The organism is Neorhizobium sp. DAR64872/K0K18, from assembly GCF_050500175.1.
In the GTDB taxonomy this organism is placed as follows: domain Bacteria; phylum Pseudomonadota; class Alphaproteobacteria; order Rhizobiales; family Rhizobiaceae; genus Neorhizobium; species Neorhizobium soli.
The window spans coordinates 1,322,030-1,339,722 of the sequence record NZ_CP191446.1 but is presented as its reverse complement, the minus strand read 5'-3'; the positions used below and the strand labels follow the sequence as shown (position 1 = coordinate 1,339,722).

General features: G+C 59.8%; 19 protein-coding genes. 5 read left to right on the top strand and 14 right to left on the bottom strand.

Features of this window, described 5'->3' with window-relative positions:
- Positions 1-164 precede the first annotated feature (164 nt).
- Positions 165-485 carry a DUF1883 domain-containing protein gene (locus ACQY1P_RS11890; protein ID WP_192076793.1) on the top strand — a complete coding sequence of 107 codons (321 nt, stop codon included), beginning with the start codon at positions 165-167 and terminating at the stop codon, positions 483-485.
- Positions 486-488: 3 nt separating this feature from the next.
- On the opposite strand, the gene ACQY1P_RS11885 is transcribed toward ACQY1P_RS11890, so the two are convergent.
- Together ACQY1P_RS11885 and ACQY1P_RS11880 are read right to left on the bottom strand one after the other, a co-directional pair.
- Positions 489-1,805 (bottom strand): replication-associated recombination protein A, encoded by a 1,317-nt coding sequence (locus tag ACQY1P_RS11885; RefSeq protein ID WP_062580286.1) that lies wholly within the window; start codon positions 1,803-1,805, stop codon positions 489-491.
- A gap of 13 nt (positions 1,806-1,818) precedes the next feature.
- Positions 1,819-3,246, bottom strand: a complete 1,428-nt coding sequence (locus ACQY1P_RS11880; RefSeq protein WP_430256442.1) for a DegQ family serine endoprotease — start codon at positions 3,244-3,246, stop codon at positions 1,819-1,821.
- A gap of 313 nt (positions 3,247-3,559) precedes the next feature.
- Here ACQY1P_RS11880 and ACQY1P_RS11875 point away from each other — a divergent pair, with 313 nt between their 5' ends.
- Entirely contained in the window at positions 3,560-3,925 is a 366-nt protein-coding gene (locus ACQY1P_RS11875) for a lysozyme inhibitor LprI family protein (protein ID WP_062457681.1), read from the top strand.
- Positions 3,926-4,033: 108 nt separating this feature from the next.
- On the opposite strand, the gene ilvD is transcribed toward ACQY1P_RS11875, so the two are convergent.
- Positions 4,034-5,869, bottom strand: coding sequence for a dihydroxy-acid dehydratase (gene ilvD / locus ACQY1P_RS11870; protein ID WP_062457685.1), 1,836 nt, complete (start codon positions 5,867-5,869; stop codon positions 4,034-4,036).
- Between the two features lie 264 nt (positions 5,870-6,133).
- Positions 6,134-6,556, bottom strand: a complete 423-nt coding sequence (locus ACQY1P_RS11865; protein WP_092662047.1) for a DUF4112 domain-containing protein — start codon at positions 6,554-6,556, stop codon at positions 6,134-6,136.
- Between the two features lie 190 nt (positions 6,557-6,746).
- Here ACQY1P_RS11865 and msrP point away from each other — a divergent pair, with 190 nt between their 5' ends.
- Both msrP and msrQ read left to right on the top strand, forming a co-directional pair.
- Positions 6,747-7,694 (top strand): protein-methionine-sulfoxide reductase catalytic subunit MsrP, encoded by a 948-nt coding sequence (gene msrP / locus ACQY1P_RS11860; RefSeq protein ID WP_430256441.1) that lies wholly within the window; start codon positions 6,747-6,749, stop codon positions 7,692-7,694.
- Between the two features lie 2 nt (positions 7,695-7,696).
- Positions 7,697-8,344 carry a protein-methionine-sulfoxide reductase heme-binding subunit MsrQ gene (msrQ, locus tag ACQY1P_RS11855; protein ID WP_192086678.1) on the top strand — a complete coding sequence of 216 codons (648 nt, stop codon included), beginning with the start codon at positions 7,697-7,699 and terminating at the stop codon, positions 8,342-8,344.
- A gap of 9 nt (positions 8,345-8,353) precedes the next feature.
- On the opposite strand, the gene ACQY1P_RS11850 is transcribed toward msrQ, so the two are convergent.
- The 3 genes from ACQY1P_RS11850 to ACQY1P_RS11840 all read right to left on the bottom strand — a co-directional run bounded on the left by ACQY1P_RS11850 (position 8,354) and on the right by ACQY1P_RS11840 (position 11,409).
- Positions 8,354-8,734 (bottom strand): DUF779 domain-containing protein, encoded by a 381-nt coding sequence (locus ACQY1P_RS11850; protein WP_430256699.1) that lies wholly within the window; start codon positions 8,732-8,734, stop codon positions 8,354-8,356.
- Positions 8,735-8,814: 80 nt separating this feature from the next.
- Entirely contained in the window at positions 8,815-10,323 is a 1,509-nt protein-coding gene (gene adh / locus ACQY1P_RS11845) for an aldehyde dehydrogenase (RefSeq protein ID WP_092662043.1), read from the bottom strand.
- A 132-nt stretch (positions 10,324-10,455) separates the two neighbouring features.
- A complete protein-coding gene (locus ACQY1P_RS11840; protein WP_430256440.1) occupies positions 10,456-11,409 on the bottom strand; it encodes a helix-turn-helix domain-containing protein in 954 nt (317 codons plus the stop codon).
- 171 nt (positions 11,410-11,580) lie between these two features.
- On the opposite strand from ACQY1P_RS11840, the gene ACQY1P_RS11835 reads away from it, so the two are divergent.
- A complete protein-coding gene (locus ACQY1P_RS11835) occupies positions 11,581-12,453 on the top strand; it encodes a DUF817 domain-containing protein (protein WP_430256439.1) in 873 nt (290 codons plus the stop codon).
- Here the strand turns inward: ACQY1P_RS11835 and ACQY1P_RS11830 are convergent.
- The 7 genes from ACQY1P_RS11830 to secY form a co-directional block, all read right to left on the bottom strand.
- On the bottom strand, positions 12,425-12,838 hold the full coding sequence (locus ACQY1P_RS11830; RefSeq protein WP_430256438.1) for a DUF2809 domain-containing protein: 414 nt from the start codon (positions 12,836-12,838) through the stop codon (positions 12,425-12,427). The two genes, ACQY1P_RS11835 and ACQY1P_RS11830, sit on opposite strands and share 29 nt — an antisense overlap.
- 85 nt (positions 12,839-12,923) lie before the next feature.
- A complete protein-coding gene (gene rplQ / locus ACQY1P_RS11825) occupies positions 12,924-13,349 on the bottom strand; it encodes a 50S ribosomal protein L17 (RefSeq protein ID WP_062457711.1) in 426 nt (141 codons plus the stop codon).
- A gap of 46 nt (positions 13,350-13,395) precedes the next feature.
- A complete protein-coding gene (locus tag ACQY1P_RS11820; protein ID WP_062457714.1) occupies positions 13,396-14,406 on the bottom strand; it encodes a DNA-directed RNA polymerase subunit alpha in 1,011 nt (336 codons plus the stop codon).
- 174 nt (positions 14,407-14,580) lie between these two features.
- Positions 14,581-14,970 carry a 30S ribosomal protein S11 gene (gene rpsK / locus ACQY1P_RS11815; protein ID WP_007766864.1) on the bottom strand — a complete coding sequence of 130 codons (390 nt, stop codon included), beginning with the start codon at positions 14,968-14,970 and terminating at the stop codon, positions 14,581-14,583.
- Positions 14,971-15,085: 115 nt separating this feature from the next.
- Entirely contained in the window at positions 15,086-15,454 is a 369-nt protein-coding gene (rpsM, locus tag ACQY1P_RS11810; RefSeq protein WP_062457717.1) for a 30S ribosomal protein S13, read from the bottom strand.
- Between the two features lie 243 nt (positions 15,455-15,697).
- Positions 15,698-16,348: an adenylate kinase gene (locus ACQY1P_RS11805; RefSeq protein WP_430256437.1), complete on the bottom strand. Its 651-nt coding sequence runs from the start codon at positions 16,346-16,348 to the stop codon at positions 15,698-15,700.
- Positions 16,345-17,685, bottom strand: a complete 1,341-nt coding sequence (gene secY / locus ACQY1P_RS11800; protein ID WP_062457722.1) for a preprotein translocase subunit SecY — start codon at positions 17,683-17,685, stop codon at positions 16,345-16,347. The genes ACQY1P_RS11805 and secY overlap by 4 nt, the downstream gene beginning before the upstream one ends.
- Positions 17,686-17,693: the final 8 nt, after the last annotated feature.

Genomic DNA, 17,693 nt, shown 5'->3' with positions numbered 1-17,693 from the left:
GGGGGGAAACATCGCCTTGCTTTATCTGTCTTGCCAGCGGGCTGGTGGCTCAGCGCGTCGGCATCATGCTTAAATAACACCCAGGAACGCAGTAGGTTCCATAGATCTTTAACCGGGTGTCTGTAGGATTGTTGTACCCATATACTGGCATGAATGAGGCAAGCATGGCAGGTCCGAATTTTCGCTACACGCATTATGATCTCAAACCGCAGCGCGCCGGCACGATCATCGAAGTCACGCTCAATGGCGTGAACAACGTCCGCCTGATGACCGCTTCGAACTACCAGCGGTTTACGGAACAACTCGATTTCAAGTTCGTCGGCGGCGTTGCGAAGAAATCGCCGCTGCGGATCGCCGTTCCGGAAAACGGCCACTGGCATCTGGTGGTGGATATGGAAGGGCATCACGCTCTGGCCGAGTCTTCGGTGAGGCTCGTCGCGGCACCGGGTCAGGCGCAGAAACCAGGCATCGCCAGGGCTTCCTGAGGCTTAGCTGCCGCCGCGCTCCTTGCGCAGCTTCGACCACCAGTCGAGACGCTTTCTGATGTCACGCTCGAAGCCACGCTCCGGCGGATCGTAATAGGTCTGGCGGCCCATTTTTTCCGGGAAGTAGTTCTGGCCCGAAAATGCGTCCGGCTCATCGTGGTCGTAACGATACCCGTCATTATAGCCCTCGGCTTTCATCAGCTTGGTCGGGGCATTGAGGATATGCTTGGGTGGCAGAAGCGAGCCGTTTTCCTTGGCAGCCCGGGTCGCCGCCTTGAAGGCCATATAGACCGCATTCGATTTCGGAGCGGTCGCCAGGTAGACGCAGGCCTGCGCCAGCGCCAGCTCCCCTTCAGGCGAGCCTAGATAGTCGTAGGCATCCTTGGCGGCGTTGCACACGACAAGCGCCTGCGGGTCGGCAAGGCCGATATCCTCCACGGCCATCCGGACCAGACGTCGGCCGAGATAGAGCGGGTCCTCGCCGGCATCGAACATCCGCGCGAGGTAATAAAGTGCGGCATCGGGATCCGAGCCCCGCACCGACTTGTGGAGCGCGGAGATGAGATTGTAGTGGCCGTCCTGTGCCTTGTCGTAGACAGGGGCGCGGCGCTGGACGATCTCGGTGAGACCCACGGTGTCGAACACCTCACCCGTCCGTGCCGCACGCCAGATTTCCTCGGCCAGCGTCAGAACCGCACGGCCGTCTCCGTCCGCCATCCGGATCAGACTTGCGCGCGCGCCGTCGTCGAGCGGCAGCGGCTTTGCCTCCACTTGTTCTGCACGTTCCAAGAGTTCGCTGAGGCTCTCCTCGTCGTGACTGCGGAATGTCAGAACCCGAGCACGCGACAAAAGAGCGGCGTTGAGTTCGAAACTGGGGTTCTCGGTGGTCGCACCGACGAGGATCACCGTTCCGTCTTCCATGACGGGCAGGAAACTGTCCTGCTGGGCGCGGTTGAAGCGATGGATCTCGTCGACGAAGAGAAGCGTCTGGCGGCCCTGCATGCGTCTCAGGCGTGCCGATTCAAACACCTTCTTCAGATCCGCGACGCCGGAAAAGATCGCAGAAATCTGTTCGAAAGCGAGGCCCGCCTCGCCCGACAACAGCCTCGCGACGGTCGTCTTGCCGGTACCGGGCGGACCCCAGAAGATCATCGATCCGAGCGAGCCGGAATCGATCATGCGACGAAGTACGCCATCGTCACCCGTCAGATGAGCCTGACCTGTCACCTCCGAAAGCGTCTTAGGCCGCAACCGGTCGGCAAGCGGCCGCCGGCTGGCGACCTCTTCTGGGACTTTCGGTGCAAACAGGTCGTCGCTCATCAGCCCTCACCGTTCATCGGAAGAACTGCCGGATACGCTGTCCCTTGCGTTCGATCTCGACCCGCCAGAACCCCGGATCGGTGCGGAGCATCTTTTCCATGACAGTCGTCGAAGCGACCGCCTCGCCGTTCAGCGAGACGACGATGTCCTGTGGCTGGAAGCCGAGACGACCGGCAGGCGAGCCGCGCGAGACGTCGGTGACGACGACGCCGCTCTTGTCTGTGGGCATGCGCAGTTCCGTGGCGAGTTTCGGTGACAGGTTGGCAATCCGAAGACCGGCGAAGGGATTGCGGCCTTCCAGCACCCGCTCGTCGCGCGGCGTGCTTTCCGGCGCGGAATTGAGTGCTAGCTGAAGGTCGCGCATGCCGTCGGGCGTCTGGACGCTCAATTTCGCTCCCTTGCCGAGGCCAGCCGTCGTCAGCCGGTAGCCGAGCGCATCGGGATGCTCGACTGGAATGCCATTGACGGCCGTCACGACCTCGCCGGGCTTCAATCCTGCCTTGTCGGCCGGACCGCCTTCGACGACACGCGAGACCAGCGCGCCGCGGGCGGCCTTCAAGCCGAGCGCTTCGGCGACGTCAGAGGTCACGGCATCGAAGGTCGCGCCGACATAGGGGCGGTCGAAGACCGACTTTCCTTCGGAGGCGGCCGCCAGGAAGACCTTCACGAGATTTGCCGGAATGGCAAAGCCGATACCGTTAGATCCGCCGCCGCGCGAGAAGATCGCGGTGTTGATGCCGATCAGCTCGCCGTTCATGTTCATCAGCGCGCCGCCGGAGTTACCGGGGTTGATCGACGCGTCGGTCTGGATGAAGAAGCCGAAATCACCCGACGACACCTGGTTGCGGGCAAGCGCCGACACGATGCCGCTTGTGACCGTCTGGCCGACACCGAACGGATTACCGATCGCGAGTACGAGATCACCGACCTCGGTGCGATCGGAATCGGCAAGCGGCAGGACCGGGAAGTTCTCCTTTGCCTTGATGCGCAACACAGCCAGATCGACGCTCTCATCTTTCAGGACGAGCTCGCATGGGAACTCCCGGCCGTCTGCCAGGGCGATCTTGATATCGTCTGCGCCTTCGATGACGTGATTGTTCGTCACGACAAGACCCTCGTGCGAGAGGATGACACCGGAACCGAGCGAAGACTGCTTTTCCGAACGGTTCGGCATGCGCTGGCCGAAGAACTGCTCAAAGAAGGGGTCGCCGGAAAACAGGTTCGGGCGCTGAACGACGCGCTCGGCATAGACGTTGACGACGGCACCGGAGGTTTGCTTGACCAGCGGCGAGAACGAGAGCTGCATTTCCTGCCGGCTTTGCGGCACCGTCTTCTGGTCCTGCGCATAGGCGCCGGCGGGCGCCAATACCGCGAGCAGGACGACGCTGAGCGAGAGCTGCCTGAGATGCCGTTCGAACGGTCGCTTGAGCGTAATGGACATGTGATTCCTCTTACAAATTGCTGGATGACGTTGTAGCGCCGCAAGCGGCAAAAGAAAGGTGCCCGGAACCCGATGCAGCGTCCTTGCGACCGCCTATATGGGTATCTGGCACAGGCAGGGAAAGACGGTACCCGACAAAGCCCGCGGGCGGGTGTTGCTGCTTCCAGCTGATCCGCAAAAAGCATCGGCTTTTCAGCACGATCCTATCCTCCATCATCCTTGCTATCTCGCGCATGTGCATCATGTTTGTCCTTGGGAGTTTACGATGCCGTTTGGGATCGGCTCCAGAGACTGCACACAGGAGCGTTCCAGCATGAAAACCATATTCGCGGCCACCGGCGTGGCTGCACTTGTCCTGAGCGCCGGCCTTTCCCTTGCACCTCGCCCGGCAGCGGCGGCGAGCTTCGATTGCGAGAAGACCGATCTGGTCGCCGACGAGAAGGTGATCTGCGACACACGCACGCTGAACGATGCCGATGTGAAGATGGTCACCACATTCGACATCCTGACCAGCCTGCTCGCCATGGGCAATCGCGACCAGCTGCGCCAGGAACAAAGCGACTGGTTGAAGAAGCGTCGGGCTTGCGAGGCAGACGTCCAATGCCTGACGACGGCCTATGCGGAGCGGATGAAGCAGTTGCAGGAAGCGTTTAGCGGACTGAGCAAAGAGCCGCTTTAGTCCTTAAGCGACGTTCACTGGAAACGATAAAAGACAAAGGCCTCGGTGTTGTGCACCGAGGCCTTTGTCTTTGAGATCTCTGTCTGCGGGGTTGGTTCGACCAGAGACTTACTCAGGCAGAATCCGGACCGCGCCCTTGTCCGCACTCGACGCAAATGCCGCATAGGCCTTGAGAGCCGTCGTGACGTTGCGCTTGCGGGGTGCTGACGGCTTCCAGCCGAGTGCGTCCTGCTCGTGGCGACGCGCCGAGAGTTCAGCGTCCGACACCGCCAGATGGATTGTCCGGTTCGGAATATCGATCTCGATCATATCGCCCTGGCGGACAAGTCCGATCGCGCCACCCTGGGCTGCTTCCGGGGAAGCGTGACCGATGGAAAGGCCGGATGTACCGCCGGAGAAGCGACCGTCGGTGATCAGCGCGCAGGCCTTGCCGAGGCCCTTCGACTTCAGATAGCTGGTCGGATAGAGCATTTCCTGCATGCCCGGTCCGCCCTTTGGACCTTCGTAGCGGATGACGACGACATCGCCGGCCTTCACCTCGTTGCTGAGGATCGCCTTGACGGACGCATCCTGGCTTTCGAAGACGACAGCGGGACCGCTGAACTTCAGGATCGACTCATCGACGCCCGCGGTCTTCACGATGCAGCCGTCGGCCGCGATATTGCCGTAGAGAACCGCCAGGCCGCCATCCTTGGAGAAGGGATTTTCAACCGAGCGGATGATGCCCGTGTCGCTATCCGTATCGAGCTCGTCCCAACGCGAAGACTGGCTGAAGGCAACCTGAGTGGGAACGCCGCCGGGTGCTGCCTTGAAGAAATCGCGGACGCTCTCGGAATTGGTGCGGGTGATGTCCCAGCGGTCGATCGCATCGCCGAGCGTTGCTTCGTGAACCGTGTAGCAGTCCCGGTTGATCAGACCGCCGCGTTCGAGTTCGCCCAGGATACGCATGATGCCGCCGGCGCGGTGAACGTCTTCCATGTGGACATCGCTCTTGGCCGGCGCGACCTTGGACAGGCACGGCACCTTGCGCGACAGCTTGTCGATATCCTCCATGCCGAAATCGACGCCGCCCTCATAGGCAGCCGCCAGGATGTGGAGAACCGTATTGGTCGAGCCGCCCATCGCGATATCGAGCGACATGGCGTTTTCGAACGCCTCCTTGGTGGCGATATTGCGCGGCAGGACCCGTTCGTCATCCTGCTCGTAGTAGCGGCGGGCGATATCGACGATCAGGTGACCGGCTTCGACGAACAGGCGACGGCGATCCGAATGGGTGGCGAGCGTCGAGCCATTACCGGGCAGCGACAGGCCGAGCGCCTCGGTCAAGCAGTTCATCGAGTTTGCGGTGAACATGCCGGAGCACGAGCCGCAGGTCGGACAGGCCGCCTTTTCGATCGCGGTCACGTCCTCGTCCGACATCTTGTCGTCGGCGGCTGCAACCATGGCATCGACGAGGTCGAGCGCAACGGTCTTGCCGTGCAGGACGACCTTGCCGGCCTCCATCGGGCCACCGGAGACGAAGACGGCCGGGATGTTCAGGCGCATGGCGGCATTCAGCATGCCGGGCGTGATCTTGTCGCAGTTGGAGATGCAGACCATGGCGTCGGCGCAGTGGGCGTTGACCATGTACTCGACCGAATCGGCGATGATCTCGCGCGATGGCAGCGAGTACAGCATGCCGTCGTGGCCCATGGCGATGCCGTCATCGACGGCGATCGTGTTGAACTCCTTGGCGACGCCGCCGGCGGCTTCGATTTCGCGGGCAACCAGCTGGCCGAGATCCTTGAGGTGGACATGGCCCGGCACGAACTGGGTGAACGAATTGACCACGGCGATGATCGGCTTGCCGAAATCGCCGTCCTTCATGCCGGTGGCGCGCCAGAGGCCGCGCGCGCCAGCCATGTTGCGGCCGTGGGTCGTGGTTCTTGAACGATAGACAGGCATGATGTTTCCTCGATCGCGTTCAGCCGTTGCTATTTACCGCGTTGGATCACGCGGCGCAAAGGACCTTGTTTTCTCCGTCCTACTGCAGGCTAAAGCCAGTGTCACTACCAATGGGGCAAAAAACAGTACGGTACGGTACGGTTCTCACCAGCGCACTAGAAATCGGCCCGGCGATGTAGGCGCGGTCGGAGTTTCATAGCGGTTCTGCTCCGGCGCTTGGGGAGCGAGGCAACGTCACCGTCCCTCACCCTCTCCTCGTGTCCGCTATCGCTTCGCGCGGAGCTCGTCCGCCGTCACACCGAAATGGTCGAGAACGATGTTGAGGTTGCGGCGGTGCGACTTGAAGAAGACGTCGAACAGATCACCGGCCAGCGGCACGCTGCCGACGACAGAATCGACCGCAAGGTTGCCGATCATCTTTGCAAGCTTGTCGTTCGGCACACCCATGCGGCGGGCCTCGTTGACGATATAGAGGCCAATCAATGCGCCCCCGGCATCGCCCACGAGCGGAACAAGGCCCATGATGGAATCGGCACCAAACCGAAACCGGGTGCCGGGAATACCGATCGCCGTATCCATCATACGGGCGACGCCGTGGATACGCCGCAAACGCCGCAGTCGATCGATCCGGCCCGCATCGGTTTCCGTGAAGCGTTCGCTGGCAGCATCCCAGGTTTTCGTCGCCATACTCACTATCCTTGATTAATGTCAAAGCTGAAATGAGCATGCGATTTCCCGGTTCAAGGCTTAGCGTATGTTTCAACGCTAATTCTTTCACGCAAACGTGGTTTAATGCCTTTCCTCCGCCTCTGTGAAACCAAACCTGTCGGCGGTACGTATAAGCACAGGATAGGCTTTTGCCTGAAGGAGATCCGCCATGCCCGCATTTCGCCCACCCCGCATTTCGCCGACTGAGATCACGCCGCGCGACATCTATCTGTCGCGCCGGAATTTCGTGGGCACCGTCGCCGCGGGCGCCGGCCTTTCAGTCCTTGGAGGCTCAAGCGCATTCGCTGCGGCTCTCAGCGCATCGCCCGGCCCCTACAAGCTGGACGAAAAGCTGACGCCTAAAGAAGCCGTCACCACCTACAACAATTTCTACGAGTTCGGCGTCGGCAAGGAAGATCCCTCGCAGAATTCCAGCGCGTTCAAACCGACACCCTGGACCGTCAAGGTCGAGGGCATGGTGGGCAAGCCGAAGGAATTCGGTCTCGACGAGATCCTCAAGATGAAGCTCGAGGAGCGGACATACCGCATGCGCTGCGTCGAGGGATGGTCGATGGTGATCCCGTGGATCGGTTTCCCCCTGGCGGCGATCCTCGACCAGGTCGAGCCGCTTGGCAGCGCGAAATATGTGGCGTTCGAGACGGTCGTGCGTCCCGAGGAAATGCCCGGCCAAGGCGGTCTCTTCCAGGCTCTACCCTGGCCTTATGTCGAAGGCCTGCGCCTTGACGAAGCGCGCCATCCGCTGACCATTCTCGCTGTCGGTCTCTACGGCGAAACGCTGCCCAACCAGAACGGTGCGCCGATCCGGCTCGTAGTGCCGTGGAAATACGGTTTCAAAGGCATCAAGTCGATCGTCAAGATCAAGCTGGTCGAAGAGCAGCCACAGACCACTTGGAAGAATTCGAACGCCCGGGAATACGGTTTCTATTCCAACGTCAATCCGGCTGTCGATCATCCGCGCTGGAGTCAGGCGACCGAACAGCGAATCGGCGAAGGCGGCTTCTTCGGAACCAAGCGCGTCGATACCCTGCCCTTCAACGGCTATGCGAACGAAGTGGCGAGCCTCTATACCGGCATGGACCTGAAAGCGAACTACTGACCATGCTCTCGATCCCAGCCCTGCCCCGCCGATATCATGCCGCCAGCATCTGGGCACTCTACGTCGTGGGGCTTTGTCCCGCGGCGTGGTACTTCTATCAGGCCGCGACGGGCGGGCTGGGTTTCAATCCGGTCAAGACGTTCGAGCACCTGATCGGCATCTGGGCGTTGCGTTTCATCATCCTGACGCTCGCCGTCACGCCCCTTCGCGATATTCTCGGGATCAACTGGATCCGCTATCGCCGTGCGCTAGGGCTGCTCGCCTTCTATTACGTCGTGTTCCATTTCAGCGTCTATCTCCTGCTCGATCTGCAGCTGAACTTCGGCGCTGTTGGCAGCGATATCGTGCGGCGCCCCTATATCACGATCGGCTTTGCCTGCCTGCTTCTGCTGATCCCGCTTGCGGTGACATCCAACAACTGGTCGATCCGCAAGCTCGGACAGACCTGGGTGAAAATGCACAAGCTGATCTATCTCGTGGCACTGGGCGGCGCGCTCCACTATGTGCTCGCGGTGAAGTCGGTGACGCTGGTTCCGTTTATTCATATCGCAGCGATCGGGCTGCTCCTCGCCTACCGGCCACTGAGGAAGCCGTTCCTCAACTGGAAACGCGGCAAGAGCCGTCCGGCACGTCCCGCCCCCACGACATAGTGGGCGGCGTCAACGTATGGCAGGTATCGCGCAGGCCTCCCCGCCGCCGAATAGTCGCGACCGGGTGAGGAAGCGCTTTTCACGCCCATTGTCGAGCGAGAACATGCCGCCCCTACCGGGCACGACATCGATGATCAGTTGTGTGTGCTTCCAGGCCTCGAACTGGCTGCCGCTGATATAGACCGGCACGCCGCCGATTTCGCCGAGCTTCACGTCGTGGTCGGCAAGCATGAAATCGCCCTTCGGATAGCACATGGGTGACGACCCGTCGCAGCAGCCGCCGGATTGGTGGAACAGGATGTCCGGGTGGTCCGCCTGGATCTCGGCAATGAGGTTCAGCGCGGAATCCGTGGCCGTGACGCGCGGTTCGCCGTTGATTGTCGCATCCATCATGTCATTCCTGTTCGCATCGAGACATTGAAAAGGCTCCCGACCCTGCAGCCGGGAGCCCATGCTTGGGTTGAGATCGATCAGAAGAACCCGAGCTTCTTCGGGCTGTAGCTCACCAGCATGTTCTTGGTCTGCTGGTAGTGGTCGAGCATCATCTTGTGGTTTTCGCGACCAATCCCGGACTGTTTGTACCCGCCGAATGCCGCATGCGCGGGATAGGCGTGATAGCAATTTGTCCAGACGCGGCCGGCCTGGATCTCCCGGCCGAAGCGGTAGGCGCGGTTGCCGTCGCGCGTCCACACGCCGGCGCCGAGCCCGTACAGCGTATCGTTGGCGATCTCGAGCGCCTCTTTTTCATCCTTGAAGGTCGTCACCGACACTACCGGTCCGAAGATCTCCTCCTGGAAGATCCGCATCTTGTTGTGGCCCTTGAAGATCGTCGGCTTGATGTAGTAGCCGTTCGCCAACTCGCCGCCGAGATCGTTCTTGACGCCGCCGGTCAGGACTTCCGCGCCCTCCTGCTTGCCGATGTCGAGATAGGACAGAATCTTTTCCATCTGCTCCGAGGATGCCTGCGCGCCAATCATGGTCGAGCTATCGAGCGGGTTGCCCTGCGTGATGGCTTCGACGCGTTTGACCGCCCGCTCCATGAAACGATCGTAAACCGATTCCTGGATCAGTGCGCGGCTGGGGCATGTGCAGACTTCGCCCTGGTTCAGCGCGAACATCGCAAAGCCTTCCAGCGCCTTGTCGAGGAAATCGTCGTCTTCACTCATCACATCGGCGAAGAAGATGTTCGGCGACTTGCCGCCAAGTTCGAGCGTGACAGGGATAAGGTTTTGGCTGGCATATTGCATGATCAGCCGGCCTGTCGTGGTCTCTCCTGTAAAGGCGATCTTGGCAATCCGGTTGCTGGTCGCAAGAGGTTTTCCGGCTTCGAGGCCGAAACCATTGACGATATTCAGCACGCCGGGTGGCAGGAGGTCACCGACGAGTTCCGCCCAGACCAGAAGCGAGGCCGGCGTCTGCTCGGCCGGTTTGATGACGACGCAGTTGCCGGCGGCAAGCGCCGGTGCAAGCTTCCACGCGGCCATCAGAATCGGGAAATTCCACGGAATGATCTGGCCGACAACGCCGAGCGGTTCGTGGAAGTGATAGGCGACCGTATCATGGTCGATTTCACTGATCGAACCTTCCTGGGCACGGATGCAGGATGCGAAATAGCGGAAGTGATCGATGGCGAGCGGGATGTCGGCTGCCATTGTCTCGCGGATCGGCTTGCCGTTGTCCCAGGTTTCGGCCTGCGCCAGAACTTCCAGCTTGTCTTCCATCCGCTGGGCGATCTTCATCAGGATGTTGGAGCGGTCAGCCGGCGCCATGCGGCCCCATTTTTCCTTGGCGGCGTGTGCAGCGTCGAGCGCCGCATTGACATCCTTTTCGTCAGACCGCGGGATTTCGCAGATCTTGCCGCCGGTGATCGGCGTGACGTTGTCGAAATACTTGCCGCTGATCGGTTCTTTCCACTCACCGCCGATATAGTTGCCGTATTTGAGCTTGAACGGTGACTCAACGATTTTCTGATGCAGCATGTCATCCTCCCATGATGAACAGGTTCAAAGCGAACCCGATGGAACAGAATCTGCGCTTCTGGCGTGGTGAAAACAGGCCTCACCCGCGATACCGCGATGCACTCTGTCGCAAGTCTGCGACAAAACTCCCCGTCATTGAATGCCAAATCGCTTCATCTTGCGATGCAGGGTGGAACGGCTGACGCCGAGCACCTGGGCTGCCAGCGAGACGTTGCCGTGGACACGAGACAACGCCCGAAGAAGCGCCGAGCGCTCGGCATCGCCCAGGAGTTCTCGCGCATCCCGGCTCGATTCGTGAAGCAGATCGGAGGCCGGGATCCCTTCCGCAATCCGATCGTCGTCCAGACGCAGCGCCGATCGCGCAGCGCGCGTGGCACCGATCACAAGGTCGTCGCGATCTACAGCCAGGAGCGCCATTGGAGATCCCGTCTCACTCGGCACCATCACGAAGCGGGCACCTTGAAACGCGTTTCGGAACAGGTTCAGCTCGATCCGGGATGCCGCCTCACGCACCGTCTGCGACAGGATGGCGATCGTCCCTTCGTTTGCGTCACTTCGGCACGTCGAGACATCGAGCGCGCCGGCCAGAACTCCACGGTGATCACGAATGGGCGCAGTCGTGCAGCTCAGATCGATATTGGATGCAAAGAAGTGCTGGTCGCGGATGATCGATATCGGCCGGTCGTCGGCGATTGCGGTGCCGATCCCGTTGGTGCCGATACTCTCCTCGGTCCAGACCGAGCCGGTCCAGAGGCCGAGCGCACGAAAATCCTTGTCGTCGCCCGCTGCGCCGCGACGGTCAAGCGCGATACCTTTGCTGTCGGTCATCAGGATGCAGCAGCCGGCGCGACCGACGACCAAGAACAGCCGGTCGAGCTCGTCCCTCGCCTGCCCGATAAGACGCTCCGACTGTTTTCGGGCGACGTCCAGTTCCTGCTCTGTCACCCGCTCCGGCATCCGCCGGTCCTCTGGCGCCAAGTGATGCATGGTCATGCAGCGGCGCCAGGACGCGACTACAGCTGAACTCGCGACAGGGGAATTGGCCGACGCGTAGACTTGGTCGGCATGGGAAACAGGGTCATGCATCGGGCTCCTCCCACCAAATGCGTCACGGCTCGATTGTCGCTAAAAAAACGGGATGTGGCAACAGCGATATAGGGAGCTTCAGTCATTCGGCGGGCCGGTCAGCCTGCCATCCCCCGGACTTGACAGTCACAGTCACCGCAGGCTTCAGTCCGTGCAGCGGGAGATGTTTTGATGACACCAGAATCGACTGTGGACGGCGGACGACTATCCCTGCTGGATGTCTACCTTTGCAACCAGCGGCCGTTTGGAGAAATCCACGGTATCACGCGTTTCGTCATCGAGTTTCTCTACTTCGGCATCAAAGAAGCGCGGGCCTGCCTGTTCGCCGGCCTATTTTTTGTGTCGATCTTCATCGTTCCGCGAACGGGCGTATTCGGCATCCCGCGCTACGACGTTCTGCTGATCATCGCGCTCGCCATCCAGTCCCTGATGATCTGGAGCAAGCTGGAAACCTGGGATGAGGCGAAAGCGATCGGTCTTTTCCACGTGGTTGGCTTTGCGCTCGAAGTGTTCAAGACCTCCGGCAGCATCCAGTCATGGTCATACCCTGACTTCGCCTATACGAAAGTGCTGGGCGTACCGCTGTTTTCCGGCTTCATGTATGCCGCCGTGGGGAGCTACATCATCCAGGCCTGGCGGCTTTTCGATCTGCGGATCCACCACCATCCCAGCTACTGGATGGCTGGCCTGATCGCGATTGCGATCTACGCGAATTTCTTCACCCACCATTTCATAGGTGACTACCGCTGGTATATCGCTGCCTGCGCGCTCGGCCTTTACGCCCGCACGACCGTCACCTACCGACCCTATGATCGTGACAGACGGATGCCGCTTCTGGTCGCCTTCGTGCTGATCGGCTTCTTCATCTGGCTGGCGGAGAACATCTCGACCTTTTTCGGGATCTGGCAATATCCGAACCAGATCGGGGCGTGGTCGGTGGTGCATCTTGGTAAATGGAGTTCGTGGTCCCTGCTGGTGGTGATGACATTCACGATCGTCGCCAATCTCAAGCATATCAAACAGAAGATCTACGTCCCCGTTTGAGGACCCACGCCTCGACAAATGCGGCAGTCCCGATACCGAAAGCGTAAGCTGCGATATTCCACAGGGAAAACACGCGTCCGAGCAACAGTTTGCCGGCCGTCGTCAGTCGAAACGCATCCAACTCGGGCGTGTGATAGAGCCTTGAGAATTCGACGATAAGGGCGATGAGGAATGCCGCAAAGGCGAGCCTGCCGATGTCCACCGATCCGGTCAGCGTGGCCAACGCAAGAAACACCATCGCACCCCAGAGAACTGACCCACCGTATTTCACGACAAAGAAGGAAAGACCGAGATCGTAGCCGAAGCGGCGCAGCAGAAGCCCCGCGGAGATCACAAGCAGCGCGGCGAGGCAGCGTTGAACGCGTATGGATCGTGGTGCAGTCATGCTCGAGCCCGCCCCCTCATTTCCCCAAAGAAAAGGCCGGGCGTTTCCACCCGGCCTTTTCGAAAAGTGCGATCCTTGGATCGAATTATGCGGCTTCGGCAGTTTCTGCTTCAGCAGCAACGCGAGCCTTGTCGGCTGCGCCCTTGGCATCGACGTCGCGCTCGACGAATTCGATCACAGCCATCGGAGCGTTGTCGCCCTGACGATAGCCGGCCTTCATGATGCGCAGGTAGCCGCCGTTGCGGGTTGCGTAACGCGAAGCGATGGCATCGAACAGCTTGCGAACAGCGTCCTGATCCTGGATCTGCGAGATCGCCTGACGACGAGCGTGCAGGTCGCCGCGCTTGCCGAGGGTGACGAGCTTTTCGACGATCGGGCGAATTTCCTTCGCCTTCGGCAGGGTTGTTACGATCTGCTCATGGGTGATGAGCGAAGCCGCCATGTTGGCAAACATGGCCTTGCGGTGGCTTGCGGTGCGGTTGAGCTTACGGCCCGAATTTCCGTGACGCATGGTGTGTCTCCTTCACTTGCAGGCATTCGCCTGCAGTCTGATCCTGTTAGTATTGGTCTTCGTAACGCTTGGCGAGATCTTCGATGTTTTCCGGCGGCCATGCAGGAACTTCCATACCAAGATGGAGGCCCATGGATGCCAGAACTTCCTTGATCTCGTTCAGCGACTTGCGACCGAAATTCGGAGTGCGGAGCATCTCGGCTTCGGTCTTCTGGATGAGGTCGCCGATATAGACGATGTTGTCGTTCTTCAGGCAGTTGGCCGAACGGACGGAAAGTTCCAGTTCGTCGACCTTCTTGAGGAGTGCCGGGTTGAACGCGAGTTCAGTGACGGCTTCCTCTTCTGCTTCCTTCTGCGGCTCGTCGAAGTTGACGAAGACCGACAGCTGGTCCTGAAGGATACGAGCGGCGAAGGCTACGGCGTCTTCACCCGAGACCGAACCATCGGTTTCGATGGTCATGGTCAGCTTGTCATAGTCGAGAACCTGGCCTTCACGGGTGTTTTCCACCTTGTAGGACACTTTCTTGACCGGGGAATACAGGCTGTCGACCGGGATGAGACCGATCGGAGCGTCTTCCGCACGGTTACGATCAGCAGGAACGTAGCCCTTGCCGTTGTTGACCGTGAATTCCATACGGATCTCAGCACCCTCGTCGAGCGTGCAGATCACGTGGTCGGGGTTGAGGATCTCGATATCGCCAACCGTCTGGATGTCGCCAGCGGTAACCGAACCTGGACCCTGCTTGCGCACGACCATGCGCTTGGAATCGTCACCATCCATCTTGATGGCGATTTCCTTGATGTTCAGCACGATGTCCGTCACATCTTCCCGAACGCCGGGGATGGAGGAGAATTCGTGCAGAACGCCGTCGATCTGCACTGCCGTAACAGCAGCACCGCGAAGCGACGACAAAAGTACGCGACGAAGCGCGTTGCCGAGCGTCAGGCCGAAGCCGCGCTCGAGAGGCTCAGCAACGAGCGTTGCCTTTGTACGGCCGGAAGAGGAAAACTCCACCTTGTTCGGCTTAATCAGTTCCTGCCAGTTCTTCTGGATCATGACCTACTACCTTCCGTTCGTTACCACCATCCAATCGTGGTAACCGAGCACGAGGAACACCGGAAATACCCTTCCGGCTATACGGTGAAAGCCGCCTCGACTCTTTCAGGAGACGGAGCGGCTATTACCGGGTTCAGATGAAGATCGCTGCGAAGCGACCTCCAAAAACGTCCATTAGACGCGGCGCTTCTTGCGCGGGCGGCAACCGTTGTGCGGGATCGGGGTCACGTCGCGGATCGAGGTGATCATGAAGCCGGCAGCCTGGAGAGCGCGCAGAGCCGATTCACGACCGGAACCCGGACCGCAAACTTCGACTTCGAGCGACTTCATGCCGTGCTCCTGGGCCTTCTTGGCGCAGTCTTCGGCAGCGATCTGAGCGGCGAACGGGGTCGACTTGCGCGAACCCTTGAAGCCCTTGGCACCAGCAGACGACCAGGCAATTGCATTGCCCTGTGCATCGGTGATGGTGATCATCGTGTTGTTGAACGTCGAGTTGACGTGGGCAACGCCCGACGTAATATTTTTGCGTTCGCGGCGGCGTACGCGTGTGGCTTCCTTGGCCATGGTATTCCTTTCGTTGATCTCTGCACCGCCGTAATGCCAGCGGCTCCACCTCAGATCGGACAGTCACGAAAAAGCGGACAGGAGCCCTGCCCGCCTTGCGACTATCGATCCAAAATTACTTCTTCTTACCAGCAATCGCCTTTGCCGGACCCTTGCGGGTGCGGGCATTGGTGTGCGTGCGCTGACCGCGGACCGGAAGGCCACGACGGTGACGCAGGCCGCGATAGCAGCCGAGGTCCATGAGGCGCTTGATGTTCATCGCGGTTTCGCGACGAAGATCACCTTCGACGCGATAATCGCGGTCGATGGTTTCGCGGATCTGAAGGACTTCCGAGTCGGTCAGCTGATGGACGCGCTTTTCAGCGGCAAGACCAACCTTCTCCATGATTTCCTGTGCGAATTTCGGGCCGATCCCGTGAATGTAGGTCAGCGCGATGACAACGCGCTTCGCAGTCGGGATGTTGACGCCAGCGATACGTGCCACGTCTATTCTCCTTGCGTTCCGGTTGCCATCCGGCAAGCGGTACTTCTTCCATGAAAGCGACCTTTGGATACGGTCGCCAGTTCAAACTTCATACGAGACAGGCAAAATGATCGCCCCGGATGTCCTTGCGGGAATCCGCGCCGATCGCTGTAAAACTGTCGCGAGTTGGCGCGGTGTTTAGCGGAATCAGTGCTTGAATGCAACTGCTCCACCCCAAGATTCTTTAACCCATCCAAGACAGTCTCAGAGACTGGCAAGGATCTTTTCGATATTGGCCGTGACAGTATCCATCTCGGCCATGCCATCGACAACCTTGAGCTTGCCTTTGGCATAGTAGTAACCAATGAGCGGCGAGGTTTCCTTGTAGTAAACCTCGAGACGCTTGGTCATGGTCTCGGCGTTGTCGTCCGGCCGACGCTTGAAGTGGGTCGAGCCACACTTGTCGCACGTGCCTTCCGACGAAGGCTTCTTATCCGAGTCGTGGTAGACCGTCCCGCACTGGGCGCAGGAATAGCGACCGGAGACGCGACGGACAAGCTCCTTATCGTCGACGCGAAGTTCAATCACCACGGAAAGATCGAGCCCCTTGGCAGACAGCATCGCCTCAGTGGCGTCCGCCTGCACGAGCGTGCGGGGAAAACCGTCAAGGATGAAACCGTTCGCGCAGTCAGGCGCGTCTATGCGCTCGGAGACGATCGCGTTGACGATCTCGTCAGAGACGAGGTTGCCCGCATCCATGACTGCCTTGGCGCGCTTGCCGACTTCGGTCTCAGCTGCCACGGCTGCCCGCAGCATATCACCAGTGGAGAGCTGCGGAATGCCATGCTTCTCCACGATCCGCTGGGCTTGGGTCCCCTTGCCCGCGCCCGGCGGTCCTAAAAGAATCAGTCTCATCGTCCCCTCTTTCCACCGCGTAGTTTCGACTTCTTGATCAATCCCTCATACTGCTGCGCGATGAGGTGTCCCTGGATCTGCGCAACCGTATCAAGGGTTACACTGACCACGATCAAAAGCGAAGTACCACCAAGGGCTAACGGAACGCCCGTTCTGGCCACCAGGAATTCGGGAAGAATGCAGACCACGACGAGATAGATAGCGCCGACGACCGTGATTCTGGTCAGGACGTAATCGATATATTCCGCGGTACGCTCACCGGGACGGATGCCGGGAATGAAGCCGCCGTGCTTCTTCAGGTTATCAGCCGTATCCTTCGGGTTGAAGACGATGGCCGTGTAGAAGAAGGCGAAGAACGCGATCAGCATGGCGTAGAACAGCATAAACAGCGGCTGGCCGTGGCCAAGAGCTGCAATGATCCCCGTTGCCCAATCTGGCAGCTGTGAATTGCCGGCAAAGCCCGCAGCCGTTGCCGGCAGAAGCAGAAGCGAGGATGCAAAGATTGCCGGAATAACGCCCGCTGTATTGAGCTTCAGCGGGAGGTGCGAGGTATCGCCCTGGAACATGCGGTTGCCGACCTGACGCTTCGGATACTGGATCAAAAGCCGACGCTGGGCGCGTTCAACAAACACGATCAGCGCAATGACGGCGATCGCGACGATGATAACGGTGAGAATCAGAGCAGTCGGCAGAGCGCCGGTACGACCGAGTTCCATTGTGTTGGCGAGCGCGCCAGGAAGACCTGCGGCAATACCGGCAAAGATGATCAGCGAAATACCGTTGCCGATACCGCGCGAGGTGATCTGCTCACCAAGCCACATCAGGAACATCGTGCCGCCAAGCAGCGTGACGACCGTTGAGAGCGTGAAGAACCAGCCCGGGTTGGACACGATGCCCTGACCGCTCGAAAGGCCGGCAGCGATGCCGTAGGCCTGAAGCGCGCCGAGAATCACGGTGCCGTAGCGAGTGTACTGGTTGATGATCTTGCGACCCGCCTCGCCTTCCTTCTTCAGGTTCTCGAGCGACGGGACGACCGAAGTCATCAGCTGCACGATAATCGAAGCGGAAATGTAAGGCATGATGCCGAGGGCGAAGATCGCCATGCGCTCGACAGCACCGCCGGAGAACATGTTGAAGAGGCCGAGAATGCCACCCGACTGACCGCTAAAGGCCTGCGCATAGGCTTCAGGGTTGAGGCCTGGCAGCGGAATATGCGTGCCCAAGCGATAGACAAGAAGCGCTGCCAGCGTGAACCACAGGCGTTTCTTGAGATCTTCCGCCTTGGCGAAAGTTTTGAAATTCAGATTTGAGGCCAGTTGTTCAGCTGCAGAAGCCATGCAATTCT

Excerpts from the sequence above, each read along its gene's own strand:
- ACQY1P_RS11835 (WP_430256439.1), top strand. The coding sequence starts at position 11,581 with ATGACACCAGAATCGACTGTGGACGGCGGACGACTATCCCTGCTGGAT.
- ACQY1P_RS11865 (WP_092662047.1), bottom strand. The coding sequence starts at position 6,556 with ATGGCGACGAAAACCTGGGATGCTGCCAGCGAACGCTTCACGGAAACC.
- ACQY1P_RS11875 (WP_062457681.1), top strand. The coding sequence starts at position 3,560 with ATGAAAACCATATTCGCGGCCACCGGCGTGGCTGCACTTGTCCTGAGC.
- ACQY1P_RS11820 (WP_062457714.1), bottom strand. The coding sequence starts at position 14,406 with ATGATCCAGAAGAACTGGCAGGAACTGATTAAGCCGAACAAGGTGGAG.
- ilvD (WP_062457685.1), bottom strand. The coding sequence starts at position 5,869 with ATGCCTGTCTATCGTTCAAGAACCACGACCCACGGCCGCAACATGGCT.
- ACQY1P_RS11840 (WP_430256440.1), bottom strand. The coding sequence starts at position 11,409 with ATGCATGACCCTGTTTCCCATGCCGACCAAGTCTACGCGTCGGCCAAT.
- ACQY1P_RS11890 (WP_192076793.1), top strand. The coding sequence starts at position 165 with ATGGCAGGTCCGAATTTTCGCTACACGCATTATGATCTCAAACCGCAG.
- rplQ (WP_062457711.1), bottom strand. The coding sequence starts at position 13,349 with ATGCGTCACGGAAATTCGGGCCGTAAGCTCAACCGCACCGCAAGCCAC.
- ACQY1P_RS11805 (WP_430256437.1), bottom strand. The coding sequence starts at position 16,348 with ATGAGACTGATTCTTTTAGGACCGCCGGGCGCGGGCAAGGGGACCCAA.
- ACQY1P_RS11880 (WP_430256442.1), bottom strand. The coding sequence starts at position 3,246 with ATGTCCATTACGCTCAAGCGACCGTTCGAACGGCATCTCAGGCAGCTC.
- ACQY1P_RS11830 (WP_430256438.1), bottom strand. The coding sequence starts at position 12,838 with ATGACTGCACCACGATCCATACGCGTTCAACGCTGCCTCGCCGCGCTG.
- ACQY1P_RS11850 (WP_430256699.1), bottom strand. The coding sequence starts at position 8,734 with ATGGATGCGACAATCAACGGCGAACCGCGCGTCACGGCCACGGATTCC.
- secY (WP_062457722.1), bottom strand. The coding sequence starts at position 17,685 with ATGGCTTCTGCAGCTGAACAACTGGCCTCAAATCTGAATTTCAAAACT.
- rpsK (WP_007766864.1), bottom strand. The coding sequence starts at position 14,970 with ATGGCCAAGGAAGCCACACGCGTACGCCGCCGCGAACGCAAAAATATT.
- adh (WP_092662043.1), bottom strand. The coding sequence starts at position 10,323 with ATGCTGCATCAGAAAATCGTTGAGTCACCGTTCAAGCTCAAATACGGC.
- ACQY1P_RS11885 (WP_062580286.1), bottom strand. The coding sequence starts at position 1,805 with ATGAGCGACGACCTGTTTGCACCGAAAGTCCCAGAAGAGGTCGCCAGC.
- msrP (WP_430256441.1), top strand. The coding sequence starts at position 6,747 with ATGCCCGCATTTCGCCCACCCCGCATTTCGCCGACTGAGATCACGCCG.
- msrQ (WP_192086678.1), top strand. The coding sequence starts at position 7,697 with ATGCTCTCGATCCCAGCCCTGCCCCGCCGATATCATGCCGCCAGCATC.